Consider the following 16,352-nt stretch of genomic DNA (forward strand, 5'->3'; position numbering starts at 1 on the left):
GGCCCGAGGAGGGGTGTCCGGGCGGGGCCGTTTCGCCGAGCAGGTGGTGTGTGGCAATGAGCGAAGTGCTGTTGGCCGTCGGGACCGAGAAGGGCCTCTTTCTCGGACGCAGCCGCGACCGGTTGGACTGGGAGTTCAGCGGGCCGCACTTCCGGATGAACGCGATCTACTCCGTCGCGATCGACCGCAGGGACCGCGCGAACGGCGGCCCCCGGCACGACGGCGGTGTCCGGCTGCTGGTGGGTGCCGACAGCAGCCACTGGGGCCCGTCGGTGTGGCACTCGGACGACCTCGGCGCCGGCTGGATCGAGCCGGCCACCCCGGCGATCCGCTTCCCCGAGCACACCGGAGCCTCGCTCACCCGGGTCTGGCAGCTCCAGCCGGCCGGCCCCGAGGCCCCCGGCGTGGTCTACGCCGGCACCGAACCCGCCGCGCTGTTCCGCTCCGAGGACGGCGGCGAGAGCTTCACCCTGGTCGAGTCGCTCTGGAACCACCCGCAGCGCAGCGCGTGGGGAGCCGGCTACGGCGGCCAGGGCCTGCACACCGTCCTCAGCGACCCGCGTGACCCGGAGCGGCTGCTGATCGCCGTCTCCAGCGGCGGCGTCTACCGCAGCAAGGACGGCGGCGGCAGCTGGGAGCCGTCCAACACCGGGCTGCGGGCCGAGTTCTTCCCGGAGGAGGGCCAGTACCCCGAGTTCGGCCAGTGCGTGCACAAGATCGCCCGGGACGCCGTGAACCCGGACCGGCTCTACCTGCAGAACCACGGCGGCGTCTACCGCAGCGACGACGGCGGCGCGAGCTGGCGCTCGATCGCCGACGGGCTGCCCGCCGACTTCGGCTTCGCGATCGCCGCCCATCCGCGCCGCGCCGACACCGCGTACGTGTTCCCGCTCGGCGGCGCCGACGACCGGATCCCGCCCGGCCGCCGCTGCCGGGTCTTCCGCACCAACGACGCCGGCGACAGCTGGCAGGCGCTCGTCGAGGGCCTGCCGGGCGAGGACCACTACGGCATCGTGCTGCGCGACGCGCTGCGCACCGACGACGTGGAGCCGGCCGGCATCTACTTCGGCAACCGGACCGGCGACGTCTACGCGAGCCACGACGAGGGCGAGCACTGGGCGTTGCTGGTCTCCCACCTGCCGGACGTGCTCTGCGTCCGGGCGGCCGTGATCGCGGACTGACGCGGCGGCGGGTCCGGGGCCGACAGGCGGCGGGCGGCGGGCTCAGGTGTCGTACTCGCCGTCCCACGGGGCGGAGAAGCCGAGGTTGTCGGGGTAGAACTCGGCCCAGTCGTCCTCGGTCGCGCCCTCGCCGTGCCGCTCGACGACCAGGCCGAAGCGGCAGCCGTCGACCTGCACGGCGAAGGGCGCGATCGCGATGTCCCCGAACTCCCGCTCCGGCAGGGCGTCCAGCCACTCCCGCAGCCGCTCGTCGGCGGCGTCGGCGGCCCCGGGGAGCCCGCCGGGCACCGCTTCGATCCGGGAGTCGAGGTGGCGGCCCGCCTCGTCGAAGCGGTGCAGCACGGCGAAGCAGCGGTGGCTCTCCGGGGCCGCCGCCAGTCCCCCCGGGGCGGCGTAGGTGACGGAGGCGAAGAACTGGCCGCCCCGGAAACGGCCGATGGTGTCGGTGCGGTAGCCGGGTTCGTGGAGGATCGGGATGACCTCGGGAACGCTCATGCCGGACACCGTAGGCCCCGCCACCGACAACGAGGCGCTCGGCCGGCGGAGCGCTCAGCGCAGGGTGCGGAAGAACGCCCGGACGTCCGCCACCAGGTGCTCCGGCGCCTGGAGCGAGGCGAAGTGGCCGCCGGTGTCGTACGCGGTCCAGCGGGTCACGGTGGCGGACAGCTCGGCCAGGGTACGGATCGCCCGGTCGCCGAGGAACACCGCGACCCCGGTCGGCACGCCCGAGGGCGCCGGGCGGCCCCAGCCGTCGGCCGCGATCTCCCGGTAGAGGCGGGCGGCCGAGCCGGCGGTGCCGGTGAGCCAGAAGGCGGTGACGTCGGTCAGCACGGCGTCCCACGAGGGCGGCGTCTGCCGGGTCGCCACCGGGTCGTGATCGACGAACCATTCGAGGTTCCAGGCGAGCTGGCCGACCGGCGAGTCGTTGAGCGCGTAGGCGACGGTCCGGGGGCGGGTGGCCATCTGGGTCGCGTAGCCGCAGTGCGCCTGCCACCAGCGGGTGTTGGCCTCGGCCCGGGCCCGCTCGTCGGCGGTGAGCAGCGCGGACTCCGCGGCGTCGAGCGGGGCCGAGGCGTTCGGCGGCGCGTTGAGGTGGACGCCGATCACCCGCCCGGGCGCCAGCCGGCCGAGCTCGGGCGAGACGATGGCGCCGAAGTCACCGCCCTGCGCGCCGTACCGCCGGTAGCCGAGCCGGCGCATCAGCTCGGCCCAGGCGGCGGCGATCCGGCGGGTGCCCCAGCCCGGCCCGGTGGTCGGCCCGGAGTACGCGAAACCGGGGAGCGAGGGCGCGACGACGTGGAACGCGTCGGCCGGGTCGCCGCCGTGCGACCGGGGGTCGGTGAGCGGGCCGAGGATGCCGGCGAAGTCGTGGACGGTGCTCGGCCAGCCGTGGGTGAGGATCAGCGGGACGGCGTCCGGTTCGGGCGAACGGACGTGGAGGAAGTGCAGGTTCTGCCCGTCGATCGTGGTGGTGAACTGCGGGAAGGCGTTGAGCGCCGCCTCGTGCGCCCGCCAGTCGTAGCCGTCCGCCCAGTACCCGGCCAGCTCGCGCAGGTACGGCGCGGCGACCCCGGACGACCAGTCGGTGCCCGGCGGTTCGTCCGGCCAGCGGGTGCGGGCGATCCGCAGGCGCAGCTCGTCGAGTTCGCGCTGCGGAACGGCGAGCCGGAACGGTCGGACGGCGTCCTCGTCGGTGATCATGCCGCGACGGTAGGCGGCGAGTAGGCCAGTGGGCGTCCTACTCGGCCGGGCCAAACCGGTTGATCCGGACGGATCGCTCGAAGAGCATGGCGGAGGACGACGACAGGGCGCGCCGAGCGGGCGCGCCGACGCGCGAGGATCGGACGAACGGCGTGGCGGAGAAGGAACCTGACTGGCAGTACGGCTACGGGGCCGACGGCGTCGCCCTCGTGCGGTACGGGCGCGGGGAGCGGGAGGGGCGTCCCTGGGCCGACCAGCTGGACGTGGTCGACCCGCGCGCCGACCTGGCCGCCCAGGTCGCGTACGTGCGGGCGGAGATGGCGGGCTGGGTGCTCTCCGGACCGGTCGAGCTCGGCCAGGAGCTGGTGCGCCAGGGTGCCACGGTGCTGCGCCACGGGCACACCATGGTGCGGCGGCTCGCCGACGCGCCGCCCGCCGAGGGCTGGCCGGCCTGGGCGGCGACCCCGCTGCGGGACGGGCTCCGCGCCGTTCCGTGCGACCGCCCGGCCGAGGAGCTGGTCCCCGGCTCGCTGGCCGCCTTCGGCCCCGGCCACCCCGACCACCGCCCGGAGGACGCCGAGGACGTCCGGGCCGCGGCGAAGCGGCTCGCCGAACTGCTCGCCGGGGAGGTGATAGGGCCGCTGCTGCCGTCCAGCGCCCTGGTCGTGGACACCGCCGACCGGGTGGTGGCCGGAGCCGTGCTGACCGACTGGGACGGACTGCCCTGGATCGCCCATGTGTTCCGTGACCCGGCGCTCGGCCACCCCGGCCTCGGCCGGGACCTGCTGCGGCGCGTCGTCGCGGACGTCGCCCTGGCGGGCCACCGCGAGATCGGGCTGGCGGTGACCGAGGGCAACCCGGCCCGGCGGCTGTACGAGGAGATGGGTTTCACGGTGACGCGCAGCTCGCTGACGGTCATCGTCCCCTGACGGACCGGCCGTGACGGTCGTCCTGGAGCCGGCCTCAGGGGTGGGCCAGACCACCGCCGGCCGGATCGCCCACCTGACGGTGCCGGACGCCCTCACCCTGCTCGCGCTGCGCGGCGAACCGGCCGAGCGCGCCCTTCCCCACCACCACCGCCGCCGGCCGTCCAGCCGGTGAAATGGCTGCGAGGGCTGTCGGTGGCGGTGTGTAGGCTCGCGGCATGGCAAGGGTGACGCGGGACGACGTGGCGAGGGCGGCGGGGACGTCGACTGCGGTCGTGAGTTATGTGATCAACGATGGGCCGCGGCCGGTGGCGGCCGCGACGCGGGCACGGGTGCTCGCCGCCGTCGAGGAGCTGGGGTACCGGCCGAACCGGGTCGCGCAGGCGATGGCCCGGCGGCGCACCGACCTCATCGGCATGGTCGTGCCGGACGCCCGCCAGCCCTTCTTCGCCGAGCTGGCGCACACCGTGGAGCGCGCGGCCGCCGAGCGCGGGCGGCTGCTGCTGATCGGCAACTCCGACTACGCCGACGAGCGCGAGGCCCACTACATCCGCGCCTTCCTCGGCATGCAGGTGGACGGCCTGATCCTGGTGACCCAGGACCCGTCCGCGCCCGGTGTCACCGGCGTGGACGCCACCGAGGGAACGCCGGTCGTGCTGCTGCACCACCGCGCCGAGACCGAGCGCGGCATCGCGGTGGTCGCGGACGACGAGGGCGGTGCCCGCGAGGTCGTCCGCCACCTGCTCGGCCACGGGCACGCCGAAGTGCACTGCTTCGGCGGCACCTTCGCGCTCAGCCCGAGCGACCCGGTGACCGTCCGCACCGCCGGCTGGGCCGCCGCGCTCACCGAGGCCGGCCTGTCCACCGAGGGCCGGCTGACCGCGGCACCGTTCGACCGCGTGCGGGCGCACCGGGAGGCGCTCGCGCTGCTGGCGCGCGCCGACCGGCCGTCCGCCGTCTTCTGCGCAACCGACGACCAGGCGATCGGCCTGCTGCGGGCCGCCGACGACCTGGGCATCCGGGTGCCGGAGGACCTCGCGGTGGCCGGGTTCGACGACATCGCCGAGGCGGTGATCGCCGGACCGCCGCTGACCAGCGTGGCCACCGCCCAGGCGGAGATGGCGCACGCCGCCGTCGATCTGGTGCTGAGCGCGGGCGCGGACGGCGAGTCGGCGCCGGCCGCCGGGGCCCGGACGTTCCCGGCCCGGATGGTGGTCCGCCGCTCCTGCGGCTGCGCCGGGGAGTGACGGACGCGGCTCAGGCCTCGGTGCGGGAGACCTGCGGGCCGTGCCGCCGCCCAGTCCGGTCGGCCGGGAGCGCGGGCAGTGGACCGGAATCGGACGGCGCGCGGCGCGGTCGTCCGGTCAGATCCCGGCCCGGGCGAGCCGGCGGAAGACCAGCGCCACGGCGCCGGCGGTGAGCGCCAGCAGCAGCCCGGACTCGACGAGCTGGATCGGGACGAAGTGCGAGACCGGGTGGTACTGCCCCCAGGAGTCCGGCGCCGCGTTGCAGACGTCGGCCGCGTTGAGACAGTCGTCGGCCGTCATCCGGGTGCCGTCCGCGAGCACCACCCCCTGCTCCACCAGCCAGGAGCCGGTGGGCTTGCTGAAGCCGCCCAGGACGGTGTTGTACGGCTGCTCCTCGTCGACCACCGGCCAGAGGTACGGCCGCAGCACGATCACCACCGCATGGGCGAGGGCCACCGCCGCGCCGCTCGCCAGCACGGCGGCCACGGTGCGCCGCAGCAGCTGTCCGACCAGCACGCCCAGCGCCAGGGCGAAGAGCGACCAGGCGATGTGGACCACGCCGAGCGCGGGGTAGGTGAACCCCTGGAACGGCGGGTCGAAGGCCGCCCGGTTGTGCCGGATGTCCGACCACCACACCCAACTGCTCAGCCCGGCCACCATCGTGGACAGCAGCAGCACGGCGGCGCCCGGGACGGCGAGCCGGGCCGCCAGCCAGCGGCCCGGGCCGACGGACTGCGCCAGCACCAGCCGCAGGGTGCCGCGCTCGTACTCCTGCGCGAGCAGCGGCCCGCCGAGGAACGTGCCGAGCAGCACCGGGACGAGGGTGACGGCCGGCTGCAGGGCGTCCGTGAAGATCAGGGTCAGCATCTCCATCCGGCCGTACTGCACCTGGCAGGAGAGGCTCCAGTCCGTCGCGTGGTCGCAGCCGGTCCGTACCCAGAGCTCGGCCCGGTCCTGGATGAGGAAGTGCAGGACGATCAGGAGCAGGGCGGTGAGGAGCGCGGGAACGGCCATCGTCCGTACGGACACCCGGCTCTGCCGCCACGCCAGCCAGAGGACGCCGCGCGGACCGCGGGAGTCGCGGGCGGGGCCCGAGGGGCGGGTCGCCGCGGACGGCCTGGTCAGGGTGCTGGTGCTCATGCGGCGGCCTCGCGATCGGGAGCGGCGGCGGGGGTCGGGAGCGGGGTGCGGAGGTAGGCCAGCAGCAGCTCCTCCAGGCTCGGCCGGACCGACTCCCACGGACCGTCGACCGGTTCCCCGGTGTGCAGCAGCGCGGTGACCTGACGGCCCCGGACCCGCCGCTCCACGGCGGTGCCGGCGGGCAGTTCGGCCCCGTCGGCGACGCCGGTGAGCAGCCGGTGGCCGTCGAGGATCTCCTCCAGGTCCCCGGCCAGCCGGATCCGGCCCGCCTGGACCAGCAGCAAGTGGTCGATGACGCCGTCGAGTTCGGGCAGGATGTGCGAGGAGACCAGGATGGTGGTGCCGCGTTCGGCGGCCTCGGCCATCAGCACGCCCATCAGTTCGTGGCGGGCGAGCGGGTCGAGGTCGGCCATCGGCTCGTCGAGCAGCAGCAGTTCGGCGCGCTTGCCGAGGGCGAGCGCGAGCGCGACCCTGCTGCGCTGGCCCCCGGAAAGCGAGCCGATGCGCGCGTCCGCCCGCAACTCCCCCATCCCGACGACCCGTTGGGCGGCCTCCTCGTCCCATCCGGGGTTGAGCTCGCGCCCCATGCGCAGCGTGTCCGCCACCGTGAAGGAGGGGTAGAGCGGCTTCTCCTGGGTGACGTAGGCGACCCGGGTGCGGGACTCCGGGGTGCTCGATGCCTCGCCGAACACCCGCAGTTCGCCCTCGGTCGGCTCGATCAGCCGGGCGGCCAGGGTGAGCAGGGTGCTCTTGCCCGCCCCGTTGGCGCCGACCACGCCGCAGATCCGGCCGGCCGGGACGGTGAAGTGGCAGTCGCGCAGCGCCCACCGGTCGCCCCGGTAGCGCTTGCCCAGCCCCACGGCCTCGACGGCCGGCCGCCCCTCCTCCGGTGTCGCATCCGGTACGGATGTCGCGTCCGCCATGCGTTCCCCCCACCCTCCCTAGTCGGTTGCGGCCGGATCCGCCGGCCCCGTTGACGAGCGCGGCGCCGCCGGGACGCCGGTCTCGAAGCGCTGCTCCAGCACGGCGGCCATCAGCGCGGCGATGTCCTCGCGGTCGAGTCCGGCCGCGCGGGCCTCGTCGACCCACCCCACCAGCCCGGCCCGCAGCGGCCCGTCGGCGGCCGCTCCGGGCTGGGCGAGCGAGCGGCGGACGAAGGTGCCGAGCCCCGGCCGGGGCTCGACCAGCCCCTCGCGCTCCAGCTCGCGGTAGGCCTTCAGCACGGTGTTCGGGTTGATCGCGGTCTGCTCGACCACCTCCCGCGCGGTCGGCAGCTTGTCCCCGGGCTGGAGCACACCGAGCCGCAGCGCCTGCTTGGTCTGCTGCACGATCTGCTGGTAGGTGGAGACGCCGCTGCGCCGCTCGATGCGGTACTCGATCACACCCGCATCACCCTTTCACTAGTCCATTAGTGGAATGGTGGCGGACCACGGCGCCTCGGTCAAGTCGGAACCGGGGGTTCCTCAGGGCCGGCGCAGCAGTCGCAGGTCGCCGTCGTCCACGACCCGCCGGTAGCCGAGGAGTTCGTAGCGGCCGAGCATCCGCAGGGTGTCCTCGATCGCGCAGGGCGCGTGCACGCTCGGGTCGGCGAGGTCGACGACCACCCACTGCGGCCCGTCCTGCAGCGCGTCGGCGAGCGGCGGTGCCGGTTCGCGGCAGACCAGGCCGACCGTGGTCCGCCCGGCCAGCTGCGCGGCGAGGCGGTTGGACGCGGCGACGGTGGCGCCGTCGGGTATCCGGGCCAGCATCGCCCTGGTCCGCGCGAGCCGGGGCGAGGTGCCCCAGGCGCCCGGCGCGGCGATCTCGCGCAGCGGGAACAGCGGGAGTGTCACGGCGGCGACCAGGCCGGCGACCACCAGCGCCCGCCGGGCCCGGCGCGCGGCGGCAGGGTCCGGCACGGCGGGCCCGGTCGCACCGCCCGGCACGGCGGGTCCGGCCCCTCGGGCGAAGGCGCCGGTCCGGCGCAGGGCGTCCACCAGCGCCGCCAGCAGCAGCGGCATCAGCACCGCGCTGTAGTGGTACCCCACGCCCCAGTAGTGCGGATTGTCGGCGAGCAGCCGCCAGCCCAGGGTCGGCACGCAGAGCAGCGCCAGCGGTGACCGCAGCCCGAGGAACCCGGCGGTCGCGGCGGACAGGCCGAGCAGCAGCCACTTCAGCGGCGGCCAGACCAGCCGGGACGCCGTCTCCCACGGCGCGGCGGCCGCCTCCCCGGCACCCAGCTGCCCCCAGTAGGCGAAGTCGCCGCCGGGATTGAACGACGGCAGCACCAGCAGCATGGTCAGCGCCGTCGCGGCGAACCCGAAGACCGCCGTCCCGAGGCCGAGCGCCCGGGTCCCGCTCCCGCGCCGGGCCTGCCGGAAGACCAGCACCCCGACGGCGGCGACCGTCAGACCGAGGTCCTCCTTCACCAGCACCAGCGGCAGCGCCCAGAGCACCGCCGCGACCGGCCGCGACCGCCCCAGGGCGGTGGCGGCGAACGCCAGCAGCGGCACGGCGAACGCGATCTCGTGGAAGTCGTCGGCCACCGCCTCGACGATCCCCCAGGAGAGCCCGGTCAGGACCCCGACGGCGCAGGCCAGGCGCGGGCCGCCGACCTCGTAGGCCCACCGGCTCAGCGGCACCACGGCCAGCGCCATCAGCAGCGCCTGCGCGAGGAGCAGCGTGACGGCGCCCGGGAACGCGCCGTAGAGCGGGGCGAGGGTGGCGAGCACCGGGTGGAAGTGGTCCCCGAGCAGGTGGTAGCCGGGGCCCTTGAGCAGCACGACCGGCGCCTCCCCGTGCGCGTAGGCGCGGACCGCCTGCTCGAAGATGCCCAGGTCATAGGCCTGGGTCAGGGCGCGCCGGTGCCGGTTGACGGCGACGCAGGAGTAGAGCACGGCGAACAGCCCGGCGAGCCCCCAGGACAGCACCCGGGACCGCCGGAGGGGGCGGAGCACCCACATCAATAAACCACCCTTTCACTATCTGATTAGTGAAAGGGTGGTGGAGCCCCGGAGTGCCCGTCAACCCGGGGCCGGCGGGGCCGGGGGGGTACCCCGCCTCGCACACGGGGGTTAACTCCCCTACCGGGAAGGGGGTTTCTCGGGTTCCGCTCCGGCCCGCCGGCCAGCAGACTTCCCGTCATGAGCCCACAGCCCACCGCGCCCCCGTCCCCGGTTCCGGCCGCACCGCCGCGCCGGGACCCGGACGGCAGCGACTTCGCCCAGCTCACCCGCCGGATAGCCGAGGAGGGGCTGCTCGACCGCCGCCCCGGCTACTACGCGGTCCGCTTCGGCGTCACGCTGGCCGCGTTCGCGGGCGGCTGGTACGCCCTGTTCGCGCTGGGCGACAGCGGGCTGCAGCTCGCGCTGGCCGCCGCGATGGCGGTCGTCTTCGGCCAACTGGGCCTTCTCGCCCATGACCTGGCGCACCGCCAGGTGTTCGGCGGACGGCGCGGCAGTGAGATCGGCGGGCGGATCGTCGCCAACCTGCTGATGGGCATGAGCTACGGCTGGTGGATGAGCAAGCACACCCGCCACCACGCCAACCCCAACCACGAGGGCCGGGACCCGGACGTCGCCCCCGACATCGTGGTGTGGTCGCAGCAGCAGGCCCGGCAGGCACGCGGGGTCGCCCGGTTCATCGGCCGGCGGCTGGCGTACCTGTTCGTCCCGCTGCTGCTCCTGGAGGGCCTCAACCTCAGCTACAACAGCTTCCGCGCGCTCCGCGGCCCCTCGCTGAAGCGCCCCCGGCTGGAGGGTGCCCTGCTCGTCCTGCACTTCGCGGCCTACTTCGGGGCCGTCTTCGCCGCGCTGCCGGCCGGCCGGGCGATCGCCTTCCTGGCCGTCCACCAGGCCCTGCTCGGCGTCTACCTGGGCTGCGTCTTCGCGCCGAACCACAAGGGCATGCTGATGGTGACGCCGGAGATGCGGCTGGACTTCCTCCGCCGCCAGGTGCTGACCTCCCGCAACGTCCGCGGCAATCCCGTGCTCGACACGCTGATGGGCGGCCTCAACTACCAGGTGGAGCACCACCTCTTCCCCAGCATGCCGACGCCCGCGCTCCCCCGCGCCGCCCGGATCACCCGCCGGTTCTGCGCGGAGAAGGGCATCCCGTACCACGAGACCGGACTGCTCCGCTCCTACCGGGAGATCTTCACCCACCTGCACCGCACCGGCGAGCCGCTGCGCGCGGACCACTGACCGGCCGGGCCGACGCCCCCGCGGATCAGCGCAGTTCGCCGGCGAGCAGGTCCATCAGGAGGTTGTCGTGCCAGCTGCCGTCGGCGCCGCGCTCGTACTGGCGCATCACGCCCACGGGGCGGAAGCCGACCTTCTCGTAGCAGCGGATCGCCGGGGCGTTGTCGACCGCCGGGTCGATCACCAGCCGGTGGAAGCGGTGGTGGTCGACCAGGTGGCGGGCCAGGGTGCGGATCGCGTCGGTGCCGTAGCCGCGACCGTGCCGGGCCGGGTCGAGGTAGATGTCCATACCGGCGTGGCGGTACTCGTCGTCGTCGTTGGCGTACCACTGGACGGCGCCGACCACCCGGCCCTCGGCCTCGATGGCGAGGACCTCGGTGCCGGACTCGGCGAGACCGGTGGTGACGGCGTCGGTGAGGTCGTCACCACCGCGCCACCGGGCGTAGACCTCGGGGGTGCGGCGGATGGCGACCAGAGCCGGGACATCCTCGGTCGTGGCCGGGCGGAGCGTGACGTGCGCGCCGTGCAGAATCGTCCCCATAACAGCGGATGTTTCCATGGAAAGCCCCATTCGGCGAGCCGTTTTCAGCTTTGCGCGCACCGCCTCCCAGCAGGGATGATTCGCCGTCGTGACACGTCTGCTGATCTTCCTCCTCTTCGTGGTGGGCTACCTCGTCTACCGGATCGTGCGCCGCAGGCGCCATCTGAAGTGGGCCCGTGACGGTTTCGATCCGGCGGCCTACGGCATGCCCCCGCGCGAGCGCCTCGACCCGACCCGGGCCGGTCCGCCGGTCCCGCTGGAGCGGCGGCAGCGCTCGCAGGCGATCGCCGACGCGGCCTGGGCCGGCGACTGGCGCCCGGCGGCCGCGTACGTCGCCGAGCCCGGCGACCACTGGGACGAGCGGTGGTCGCGGCTGGGGCTGCTGGCGGCCATCGCCAAGGACGGCGACGGCTGGCTGAGCGCCTGGCGCTCCGCCGAGCCCGGCAACTGCGACGCCGCCACCCTGGAGGCGAAGCTGATGGTGCACCGCGCCTGGGAGGTGCGCGGCTCCGGCTTCCGGGACGAGGTCGGCGACGACGCGATCAACGCCTTCCGCGAGCTGCTGCCGGCCGCGATCGAGGCGGCCCGCCGGGCCGCCCTGCTGGACCCGGCGAACCCGGGCCCGTGGGTGGTGATCGTGACGGCGGCGCGCGGGGCGCAGTTCACCCCGGAGCAGTTCCAGGAGGCCTGGGACGAGCTGGTGAAGCGCGCCTGGTTCCACTACGACGGCCACTGGCAGGCCATGCAGTACTGGTGCGAGAAGTGGTTCGGCTCGAACAAGCAGATGCTCGCCTTCGCCGAGCGCGCGATGGACGCGGCCCCGCCCGGCAGCCCGCTGGGCGGGATATACCTGCACGCCCTCGCCGAGCTCAAGGAGCGCCGCAGCATCGCCGGCACGATCACGGCGGACACGACCAAGTGGCGGATCGAGAACCTCGCCGCCCAGCTGCGGCAGGTCCGGCCGGACGACGAGCGGCTGCCGCAACTGCGGCACCTGCTGGCGCACTTCGCCAGCGAGGTGGAGGCGTACGACGTCGCACTGGAGCAGTTCCGGGCGATCGGGCCGTGGTGCGGGGCCCAGCCGTGGGCCGAGCACGACGACCCGGCGGCGGCGTTCGACCTGGCGCGCGCGCTGGCGGTGAAGCGGGCCAAGGCGGAGCCGCTGGCGGCCGAGCTGCGGCCGGCGAAGAACGCCGGCGCGGGGCACGGGCTGTAGCGGCCCCGCCGCGACGCGGACGGGAGGGGCGCTCCCCACGTGCGCCCCTCCCTCCGCCCGGCCGCTCCGCGGGCGGGCGGATCGGGTCAGGCGGTCTCGACGGGGAGGCCGGCCTCGGACCAGTCCTGGATGCCCTCGCGGTACTTGCGGACGTTGGTGTAGCCGAGGGCGGTCAGCCGGTCGGCGACCTGGCCGCTGTTGGGGCAGGCCTCGTTGGAGCAGTAGGTGACGATGGCGGCCTCGCGGTCCGGCAGCAGCTCGGGCGCCAGCCGGTCGACGTCGGCCCGGACCAGCTCGATCGCGCCGGGCAGGTGCTGCTGGGCGTAGTAGGCGCCGCCGAGGGTGTCGACGACGGTGACGGTTCCGGTCTCCATGGCCGTGGCCAGTTCGGTCCGGGTGATGAGTGCGGTCATGCTGCGGCCTCCTGGGGCTGCGCGCCGATTCGGACTATAGTCCGCTTATGACTCAGGACAGTACCGGACCGCAGTCCGCTTACGCAACGCCTTCTTCGGCGCCGAACGCCCCCGTACCGCTGGAGCTGCTGCGCACCCCGCCGCCGGTCGAGCGCGCCGACGCCGCCCGCAACCGGGCCGCCGTCCTGGAGGCCGCGGGGCGGCTGTTCGCCGAGCACGGGGTCGAGTCGGTCTCCATGGACCAGGTGGCCGCCGCGGCCGGTGTCGGCAAGGGCACGCTGTTCCGCCGCTTCGGCGACAAGGCCGGGCTCGGCGCGGCCCTGCTGGACGCGCGCGAGCGCGCGCTCCAGGACGCGATCCTGCGGGGGCCCGCGCCGCTCGGGCCGGGGGACGCGGACGCCGCGGCGAGCGCTGCGGCGCGGCTGGCGGCGTTCGTCACCGCCTATCTGGACTACCTGCTGGAACACCTCGACCTGGTCCGGATGTCCGAGACGGCCGGCCGGGGTTCGCGCTACCGCATCGGCGCCTACCGGTTCTGGCACCGGCACGTGACGCTGCTGCTCGGCGCGGGCGGGCCCGGCGGGGACCCCGAGCACGACGCGCACGCCCTGCTGGCGGTGCTGGCGGCCGAGCACGTGGCCGCCCTGCTCCCGGAGCTGGGCGAGGAGCGGGTCCGGGCGGGAGCGCTGCGGCTCGCCGCCCGGCTGCTCTGAGCGCCGGCGTCAGCGCTCCGGACCGTACGCCCCGAAGCCGCTGCAGACCAGGCCGTCCCGGAAGGTCAGCGCCTCCGCGACGGCCACCCCGCGCTCATTGCGGTAGTCGATCACGATCGTGTCGACCGAGACCCGCACCGAGTCCAGGGTGAAGCGCAGCTCGGGCAGCAGCGCCAGGGCCTTGCTCCAGTACGCGCGCAGCGCCTCCTTGCCGCGCACCTCCCCCGAGGGCTCCCCCAGGAGGCCGACGACCCGGGGCGAGACGAAGACGACGTCGTCCGTGTAGTGCGCGAGGACGCCCTCCAGGTCGCGGGCGTTCCACACCGCCACCCACTCCTCGGCGAACCGCTGTGCGAAGGCATGATCAATGGTCATGCCCCCATCCTTCCCGCTACGAAGCGGACTTGGGGAGGGGATCCGCGGAACGGGGCGGGGCGGGGACGAACGAGGGACGGGCCGGGTCGCACGCGATCAGCACCGTCGCGTCGCCCGCGCGGACCCGCTCCGGTGGCCGGGGCGCAGGAGTGCCGGAAGAATTTCCGGGCCGGCTGTCGAAACGGCCGGCGCCCGTTCGACGCAGGGGTGAGCGGCGGGGACGGGCCCCGCCCGCACCGACGAGGAGTGAGCCACCATGCCGCGCTTCATGACGCTGATCCGTATCGACGAGGAGCAGGCCTCCGAGTTCAAGTCCGACCCCGGCTTCGAGCAGCGGATGGGGGCGCTGTTCGAGGAGATCACCAAGGCCGGGGTGATGCTGGAGACCGCCGGACTGCTGCCCACCAAGGAGGGCACCCGGCTGCTCTGGGAGGGCGGGAAGGTGACCTGCACGGACGGCCCGTTCACCGAGACCAAGGAGGTCGTGGGCGGCTACGCCCTGCTGCAGTGCAAGGACAAGGACGAGGCGGTCGAGTGGACCCGGCGCTTCCTGGAGACGCACCCGGCGCACTGGAGCGTCGGCGCCGAGCTGCGCCAGATCGACGAGGCCGCCGCGCCGCCGGAGGCGTGACCGGCGCGGCGGTGGTTTGCCGCGGTGGGCGGCGGCTGCTCTGATGGGTGATCGTGACGGAGCGCAACGCGGGAACGGCCGGGCCGGCTCGGACGGCGGGGGCGGCGGAGACGGCCAGGACCATGGAGACGGCCAGGACCGTGGAGGTGGCCAGGACCGTGGAGGTGGCCAGGACCGTCGAGACCGTGTTCCGGATCGAGTCCGCGCGGATCATCGCGGGGGTCGCCCGGATCGTGCGCGACGTCGGCATCGCCGAGGAGCTGGCGCAGGACGCGCTGGTCGCCGCCCTGGAGCAGTGGCCCGAGTCGGGCGTCCCGGACCGTCCGGGCGCCTGGCTCATGGCCACCGCCAAGCACCGGGCGATCGACCTGGTCCGTCGCCGGGAGACGTACGCCCGCAAGCTCGCCGAGGTCGGGCGAGCGCTGGAGGACGTCCCGCCGCCGGAGCCGTCCGGGCCGGACGACATCGACGACGACCTGCTGCGGCTGATCTTCACCGTCTGCCACCCGGTGCTGCCGGCGCAGGCCCGGATCGCGCTCACCCTGCGGCTGCTCGGTGGACTGACCACGGCGGAGATCGCCCGGGCGGTGCTGTCCACCGAGCCGGCCGTCGCCCAGCGGATCGTGCGCGCCAAGCGGACCCTGGCGCAGGCCGGGATACCGTTCGAGGTCCCGTACGGGGAGGAGCGGGCGGCCCGGCTCTCCTCCGTGCTGGAGGTCATCTACCTGATCTTCAACGAGGGGTACGCGGCGACCGCCGGGGACGACCTGCTGCGGCCCGCGCTCTGCGAGGACGCGCTGCGCCTGGCCCGGGTGCTGGCCGCGCTGATGCCCGCCGAGCCGGAGGCGCACGGGCTGGCCGCGCTGCTGGAACTCCAGGCCTCCCGGACGGCCGCCCGCACCGGGCCGAACGGCGAGCCGGTGCTGCTCGCCGACCAGAACCGGGCCCGCTGGGACCGGCTGCTGATCCGGCGCGGGCTGGCCGCCCTGCTGCGGGCGGGCACCGGGCCGTACTCCGTGCAGGCCGCGATCGCCGCCTGCCACGCGCGGGCGGCACGCTACGAGGACACCGACTGGGCGACCATCGCCGCGCTCTACGGCCGGCTGATGGCGCTCACGCCGTCCCCGGTGGTGGAGCTGAACCGGGCCGTGGCGCTGTCGATGGCCGAGGGGCCGGCGGTGGCGCTGGAGGTGGTGGACGCGCTGGCGGCGGAGCCCGCGCTGCGCGGGTACCACCTGCTGCCCAGCGTCCGGGGCGACCTGCTGGCCCGGCTCGGGCGGGGCGCCGAGGCGCGGGCGGAGTTCGAGCGGGCGGCGGGGCTCACCCGCAACGTCCGGGAGCGGGAGCTGCTGCTCGCCAAGGCGGCGGAGGCGGCCGAGGCGGCAGCAGCCGGGGCGGACGAGGGCTGAGGGTTACGAGGGCTGAGGGTTACGAGGGCTTCGAGGGCTTCGAGGGTTCGGGGCTTCCGGCGCTCAGAGCGCGTCGTCGAGCCGCAGCCGGGCGCTGACCTGGCCGAGACCGTCGGCGAGCACGGTCAGCTGCTCCCGGGTGAGCACGTCGATCAGCAGTTCGCGGACCAGGGCGACGTGCCCGGGGGCCGCTTCGCGCAGCATCTCGTCGCCCTGCTCGGTGAGTTCGGCGAAGACGCCGCGCACGTCGCTGGGGCAGGAGCGGCGGCCGACCAGGCCCATCTTCTCCAGCTGGGTGACCTGGTAGGTCAGCCCGCTCTTGGAGGTGACCAGTTTGTCCGCCAGCTCGGTCATCCGCAGTGAGCCGGCCGGGGCGGCGGAGAGGTGGACAAGGATCTCGTACTGGGTGTGGGAGAGGCCCGATTCCTCCTTGAGCTGGCGTTCCAGGCGGCGGTTGAGGAGGTTGCTCGCGGTGACGAAACTCCGCCAGGCGGCCATCTCCTCCTCGTCGAGCCAGCGGGGCTCGCGCGGGGAGGCGGCGGAGGGGGGCGCCGAGGGTGCGGACGAGGTGGAGGGCATGGGGTGATCGTACTCCTATTGTTCAAATTCGAACGAAGGTGTACGGTCGAAGTGTCGGTGTTCAAATTTGAACTACCGCACCCGCCGCCGAGGGCCGACCCA

The 16,352-nt window shown here is 74.5% G+C and carries 19 protein-coding genes; 9 read left to right on the forward strand and 10 right to left on the reverse strand.

Features of this window, described 5'->3' with window-relative positions; translation table 11 throughout:
- Window positions 1-56: 56 nt before the first annotated feature.
- Window positions 57-1,181 carry a WD40/YVTN/BNR-like repeat-containing protein gene (locus ABTX81_RS16865; protein WP_350545735.1) on the forward strand — a complete coding sequence of 375 codons (1,125 nt, stop codon included), beginning with the start codon at window positions 57-59 and terminating at the stop codon, window positions 1,179-1,181.
- A 42-nt stretch (window positions 1,182-1,223) separates the two neighbouring features.
- Here the strand turns inward: ABTX81_RS16865 and ABTX81_RS16870 are convergent, their stop codons facing one another.
- Window positions 1,224-1,676, reverse strand: coding sequence for a hypothetical protein (locus tag ABTX81_RS16870; protein WP_350545739.1), 453 nt, complete (start codon window positions 1,674-1,676; stop codon window positions 1,224-1,226).
- 54 nt (window positions 1,677-1,730) lie between these two features.
- The gene (locus ABTX81_RS16875; RefSeq protein WP_350545742.1) at window positions 1,731-2,882 is read right to left on the reverse strand and encodes an epoxide hydrolase family protein; all 1,152 of its coding nucleotides are present in this window, start codon (window positions 2,880-2,882) and stop codon (window positions 1,731-1,733) included.
- A gap of 152 nt (window positions 2,883-3,034) precedes the next feature.
- On the opposite strand from ABTX81_RS16875, the gene ABTX81_RS16880 reads away from it, so the two are divergent.
- Genes ABTX81_RS16880 through ABTX81_RS16890 form a run of 3 tightly spaced genes read left to right on the forward strand, consistent with a single transcriptional unit; the run spans window position 3,035 to window position 5,055 of the window.
- The gene (locus ABTX81_RS16880) at window positions 3,035-3,811 is read left to right on the forward strand and encodes a GNAT family N-acetyltransferase (protein ID WP_350545745.1); all 777 of its coding nucleotides are present in this window, start codon (window positions 3,035-3,037) and stop codon (window positions 3,809-3,811) included.
- Window positions 3,812-3,821: 10 nt separating this feature from the next.
- Entirely contained in the window at window positions 3,822-3,983 is a 162-nt protein-coding gene (locus ABTX81_RS16885; protein ID WP_350545747.1) for a hypothetical protein, read from the forward strand.
- A gap of 43 nt (window positions 3,984-4,026) precedes the next feature.
- A complete protein-coding gene (locus tag ABTX81_RS16890; RefSeq protein ID WP_350545750.1) occupies window positions 4,027-5,055 on the forward strand; it encodes a LacI family DNA-binding transcriptional regulator in 1,029 nt (342 codons plus the stop codon).
- Between the two features lie 117 nt (window positions 5,056-5,172).
- On the opposite strand, the gene ABTX81_RS16895 is transcribed toward ABTX81_RS16890, so the two are convergent.
- The 4 genes from ABTX81_RS16895 to ABTX81_RS16910 all read right to left on the reverse strand — a co-directional run bounded on the left by ABTX81_RS16895 (window position 5,173) and on the right by ABTX81_RS16910 (window position 9,131).
- A complete protein-coding gene (locus tag ABTX81_RS16895; protein WP_350545753.1) occupies window positions 5,173-6,195 on the reverse strand; it encodes an ABC-2 membrane transporter-related protein in 1,023 nt (340 codons plus the stop codon).
- Entirely contained in the window at window positions 6,192-7,118 is a 927-nt protein-coding gene (locus ABTX81_RS16900; protein ID WP_350545756.1) for an ABC transporter ATP-binding protein, read from the reverse strand. Before ABTX81_RS16900 ends, ABTX81_RS16895 begins: the two co-directional genes overlap by 4 nt.
- Before the next feature lie 18 nt (window positions 7,119-7,136).
- Window positions 7,137-7,577: a GntR family transcriptional regulator gene (locus tag ABTX81_RS16905; protein ID WP_350545759.1), complete on the reverse strand. Its 441-nt coding sequence runs from the start codon at window positions 7,575-7,577 to the stop codon at window positions 7,137-7,139.
- Window positions 7,578-7,658: 81 nt separating this feature from the next.
- Window positions 7,659-9,131, reverse strand: a complete 1,473-nt coding sequence (locus tag ABTX81_RS16910; protein WP_350545761.1) for a DUF2079 domain-containing protein — start codon at window positions 9,129-9,131, stop codon at window positions 7,659-7,661.
- 186 nt (window positions 9,132-9,317) lie between these two features.
- Between ABTX81_RS16910 and ABTX81_RS16915 the strand changes: the two genes are divergently transcribed.
- Entirely contained in the window at window positions 9,318-10,376 is a 1,059-nt protein-coding gene (locus tag ABTX81_RS16915) for a fatty acid desaturase family protein (RefSeq protein WP_350545764.1), read from the forward strand.
- A 25-nt stretch (window positions 10,377-10,401) separates the two neighbouring features.
- On the opposite strand, the gene ABTX81_RS16920 is transcribed toward ABTX81_RS16915, so the two are convergent.
- A complete protein-coding gene (locus ABTX81_RS16920) occupies window positions 10,402-10,914 on the reverse strand; it encodes a GNAT family N-acetyltransferase (protein ID WP_350545767.1) in 513 nt (170 codons plus the stop codon).
- 88 nt (window positions 10,915-11,002) lie between these two features.
- Here ABTX81_RS16920 and ABTX81_RS16925 point away from each other — a divergent pair, with 88 nt between their 5' ends.
- Complete coding sequence (locus tag ABTX81_RS16925; protein WP_350545772.1) at window positions 11,003-12,130, forward strand: DUF4034 domain-containing protein; 1,128 nt, start codon at window positions 11,003-11,005, stop codon at window positions 12,128-12,130.
- A gap of 86 nt (window positions 12,131-12,216) precedes the next feature.
- Here the strand turns inward: ABTX81_RS16925 and ABTX81_RS16930 are convergent, their stop codons facing one another.
- Window positions 12,217-12,543, reverse strand: a complete 327-nt coding sequence (locus ABTX81_RS16930) for a rhodanese-like domain-containing protein (RefSeq protein WP_350545775.1) — start codon at window positions 12,541-12,543, stop codon at window positions 12,217-12,219.
- A gap of 47 nt (window positions 12,544-12,590) precedes the next feature.
- Between ABTX81_RS16930 and ABTX81_RS16935 the strand changes: the two genes are divergently transcribed.
- Window positions 12,591-13,256, forward strand: a complete 666-nt coding sequence (locus ABTX81_RS16935; protein ID WP_350545778.1) for a TetR/AcrR family transcriptional regulator — start codon at window positions 12,591-12,593, stop codon at window positions 13,254-13,256.
- 9 nt (window positions 13,257-13,265) lie between these two features.
- Here the strand turns inward: ABTX81_RS16935 and ABTX81_RS16940 are convergent, their stop codons facing one another.
- Window positions 13,266-13,631: a nuclear transport factor 2 family protein gene (locus tag ABTX81_RS16940; protein ID WP_350545781.1), complete on the reverse strand. Its 366-nt coding sequence runs from the start codon at window positions 13,629-13,631 to the stop codon at window positions 13,266-13,268.
- Between the two features lie 256 nt (window positions 13,632-13,887).
- Between ABTX81_RS16940 and ABTX81_RS16945 the strand changes: the two genes are divergently transcribed.
- The gene (locus ABTX81_RS16945) at window positions 13,888-14,262 is read left to right on the forward strand and encodes a YciI family protein (RefSeq protein ID WP_350545784.1); all 375 of its coding nucleotides are present in this window, start codon (window positions 13,888-13,890) and stop codon (window positions 14,260-14,262) included.
- Between the two features lie 122 nt (window positions 14,263-14,384).
- Window positions 14,385-15,671: an RNA polymerase sigma factor gene (locus tag ABTX81_RS16950; protein ID WP_350546137.1), complete on the forward strand. Its 1,287-nt coding sequence runs from the start codon at window positions 14,385-14,387 to the stop codon at window positions 15,669-15,671.
- 63 nt (window positions 15,672-15,734) lie between these two features.
- On the opposite strand, the gene ABTX81_RS16955 is transcribed toward ABTX81_RS16950, so the two are convergent.
- Complete coding sequence (locus ABTX81_RS16955) at window positions 15,735-16,250, reverse strand: MarR family winged helix-turn-helix transcriptional regulator (protein ID WP_350545787.1); 516 nt, start codon at window positions 16,248-16,250, stop codon at window positions 15,735-15,737.
- Window positions 16,251-16,352: the final 102 nt, after the last annotated feature.

The organism is Kitasatospora sp. NPDC097605 (assembly GCF_040302725.1).
Taxonomy (GTDB): Bacteria; Actinomycetota; Actinomycetes; order Streptomycetales; family Streptomycetaceae; genus Kitasatospora.